Origin of the sequence: Algoriphagus sp., assembly GCF_024642405.1 — a bacterium.
Taxonomy (GTDB): Bacteria; Bacteroidota; Bacteroidia; order Cytophagales; family Cyclobacteriaceae; genus Algoriphagus.
The window spans coordinates 1-3,403 of the sequence record NZ_JAHEBC010000392.1 but is presented as its reverse complement, the minus strand read 5'-3'; the positions used below and the strand labels follow the sequence as shown (position 1 = coordinate 3,403).

Sequence of the window (3,403 nt, the reverse complement as noted above, 5' to 3'; positions counted from 1 at the left end):
ATTGATGGGGAATCCGGAAGTAGTATTTTTGGATGAACCTTTTGAAAACTTAGATCCAAGTTCCCAGATCCGTTTGAAAAAGCTGATTCTTCAGGAAAAAGAAAACTCGAAAGTAACTTTTTTGATTTCCTCCCATGATCTGAATCATGTGACTGAAATCTGTGATCGGATTGTACTTTTGGAAAAAGGTAAAATCATCAATGATCTAAGAGACAAGTCAGCAATGATGGCTGAGCTGGATGCTTATTTTACAGGGTGATAAATAGGTTCAATAAATAAGAAACCCCTTCAGGCACTTCCTGAAGGGGTTTTCTGTTTTCTATCCCAGGATTAATTTGGGATAGGGTTTCAACCTTTAATCAAATAAACTATTTCCATCCTCCGCCAAGTGCCTGATAAATGTTCACTTTGGCGTGCATTTGTTTCATTTTTGTTTCGATCAGTTCAAACTTGGACTCTAGAGCATCTCGTTGCGTCAAAAGTACTTCCATGTAATCTGCTCTTGCCGATTTAAACAACTCATTCGAAATATCGACTGATTCTGTCAATGCATTTACTTGTTGATTTTTCAAGCCATAGGTTTTCTCCAAATTGCTAATATTCGATAGCTGATTGGCTACTTCTATATAAGCATTCAGGATCGTTTGTTCATAGTTATAAATAGCCTGAATCTGCATGGAATTGGCAGTAAGATATCTTGCCTTGATCGCATTTCTGTTGATCAAAGGAGCAGTAAGCTCACCTGCCAAGGAATAAATCAATGATTGTGGGGTAGTAAAGATATAAGCTGGGTTAAAGGCGTTATAGCCTAAACCTGCAGTAATTTCCAGCGATGGATAGAAATCAGCCTTTGCCACCTGAACATCAATTTTGGAGGCTGCCAGTTCCATGGCTGCTTGCCGGATATCCGGTCTATTATCCAATAATTGAGAAGGAATTCCGGACTCCACGATATCAGGAATCAGATCAGTAAATACCCGGTGATCTCTTTCCACTTTTTGTGGGAATCTTCCAACCAGAAAGTTTATTCTGTTCTCAGTTTCTATGATTTCCTGCTGTATGCCGTATTGAAGACCTTGGGTACTGAGTACTTGCGCCTCGAACCTTTTTACTGCTAACTCTGTAACTCGTGCCGCTTGTTTTTGGTACTTCACTATTTCTAAGGCATTTTTCTGAATTTCAATATTCTGCTGAACGATTTCAAGCTCGTTGTCAAGAGCCAGTAATTCATAGTAAGAATTGGCAATTTCAGCAATCAGGTTGGTTACCATGAAGTTTTTACCCTCCACACTTCCAAGGTATCTGGTCAGTGCTGATTTTTTTGCATTTCTCAACTTCTTCCAAATATCCACTTCCCAAGTTGCAAATGCTCCCACCATATAATCCTGAAGCGGATCCGGAATTTCTTTTCCAGGCTTGATTTCAGTATTGGCATCATTGGCACCTTGACTGGTATATCTTCCTACTTTGTCCACTCCAGCAGCAGCGCCAATATTTACAGAAGGCAGGATTTCACCTTTTCTCACCCGTACTTCATTTTGAGCGATCTGGATTTCCTGCATAGTGATATTTAGCTCCTGATTATTGTTAAGCGCAGTGTCTATCAAAGACTTTAAATAGGGATCAGCAAAATATTCATGCCAGGTCAATGTGGCTGAATTTGTAGTGTCCTGAGAGCCACTATAACTCTCGGGTACTGTCTCGTTGATGGCTTTTTCTGCCAGCTCTGGGGTTTTACAAGAGGTCACCGCAAAGGTAAAACTAGCTACTCCCAGACTTATATAAATGATTCTTTTAAGCATGTTTGTGGTGAGTTTGTTCGGATAGTGGACTTTCGTCTTCATTCTTGATCAAGTGACGGCCATCGGCCAAAGTACCAAAGATGTAGTATAACCCAGGGACTATGATTACTCCGAAAATAGTTCCAAAGAGCATTCCTCCCATAGCCGAAGCACCGATAGTTCTGTTACCGATCGCACCGGCACCAGTCGCTAGGATCAAAGGGACTAAACCTGCGATAAATGCAAAGGATGTCATCAAAATTGGTCTGAATCGAACTTTTGCGCCTTCTATAGCTGCGGCGAGAATGGTAGCACCTTCTTGTCGTTTTTGCACCGCAAATTCTACAATTAACACAGCGTTTTTACCTAAGAGACCAACAAGCATGATCAAACCGATTTGGGCATAAATGTCATTGTCCAGCCCCATCATCTTCAGCAGGAAGAAGGATCCAAATACCCCGACAGGTAAGGAAAACACTACTGCGAGGGGAATGATAAAACTTTCGTACTGTGCTGCTAAAACAAAGTAAACGAACACCAAAACGATCACGAACACGTACAGCGCTTCATTTCCTCGGTTTGATTCATCATAAGAAAGTCCTTCCCAAGCAATGTCGTATCCTTTTGGTAAGGTTTCAGCTGCTACTTCACGGATTGCCTGAATCGCATCTGCTGTAGTAAACCCAGGTGCTGGTAAACCTCTAATTGAGGCTGAATTATACATATTGAAACGAGTTACCTCATTCGGGCCTTGAGTTTTCTTCATCGTCATGAAGGCTGAATAAGGAACCATTTCTCCGGCTTCATTCTTTACAAAAAGATTCAATACATCTGAAGGAAGCCTTCTGAATTGAGGATCTGATTGGACATAAACCTTGAAGAATCTACCGAATCGGATGAAACCTTGTTCGTAAGTACTACCGATCAAAATATTCAGGTTCTCCATGGCTTTACCAATAGAAACACCTTTCTGCATCGCTTTATTATTATCGATTTCCAGTTCGTATTGAGGGTAGTTTGCCGCAAAGAATGTGAATAGACCTGTTAGCTCTTTACGTTGACCAAGATCGTCCATGAATTTCTTGTTGATCTTATCGAAATCCTGATAATCAGTCGTCGTAGTTTGATCTAATAGTCTCATCGAGAAACCACCTGAGGAACCGAAACCTGGAATTGCTGGTGGTTCGAAGAACTCTACAATTGCACCAAGGCCTTTAGATTCTTCTTCTAGCTCTTCCATGATCTCTTTTACAGTATGCTTTCGCTCACCCCATGGTTTCAAGTTGATCAAACAAGTACCAGCGTTTGATCCTCGCCCTTCGGTCATGATCTCATATCCTGCTAGGGATGATACAGACTCTACTCCATCTATTTCCTCGCAAATTTTTTGGAGTTTCTGAGATACCTGATTGGTTCTTTCGAGTGTAGCTCCGGGAGGTGTTTGGATGATTGCATAAATGGTTCCCTGATCTTCACTTGGGATAAAACCTGAAGGAAGAATTTGGTTTTCAAAGAAAATACCTGCTCCAAAGAGCAACAGAATCCCAAAAGTCAACCATCTTCTACTGACCATTCTTTTAAGCAAAGCCACGTATTTGCCCGTCAGGTTGTCAAAAACCCTA

At 41.1% G+C, this 3,403-nt stretch carries 2 protein-coding genes and 1 pseudogene; 1 reads left to right on the top strand and 2 read right to left on the bottom strand.

Annotated features, from left to right (window positions below):
- Nucleotides 1-259, top strand: a pseudogene (locus tag Q0L68_RS18280) (ABC transporter ATP-binding protein); the annotation flags it as partial.
- 109 nt (nt 260-368) lie between these two features.
- Here the strand turns inward: Q0L68_RS18280 and Q0L68_RS18275 are convergent.
- Nucleotides 369-1,802: a TolC family protein gene (locus Q0L68_RS18275; protein ID WP_296705695.1), complete on the bottom strand. Its 1,434-nt coding sequence runs from the start codon at nt 1,800-1,802 to the stop codon at nt 369-371.
- A partial coding sequence (locus tag Q0L68_RS18270) for an efflux RND transporter permease subunit (RefSeq protein WP_296705694.1) occupies nt 1,795-3,403 on the bottom strand: 1,609 nt, incomplete at its 5' end. The genes Q0L68_RS18270 and Q0L68_RS18275, both read right to left, overlap by 8 nt.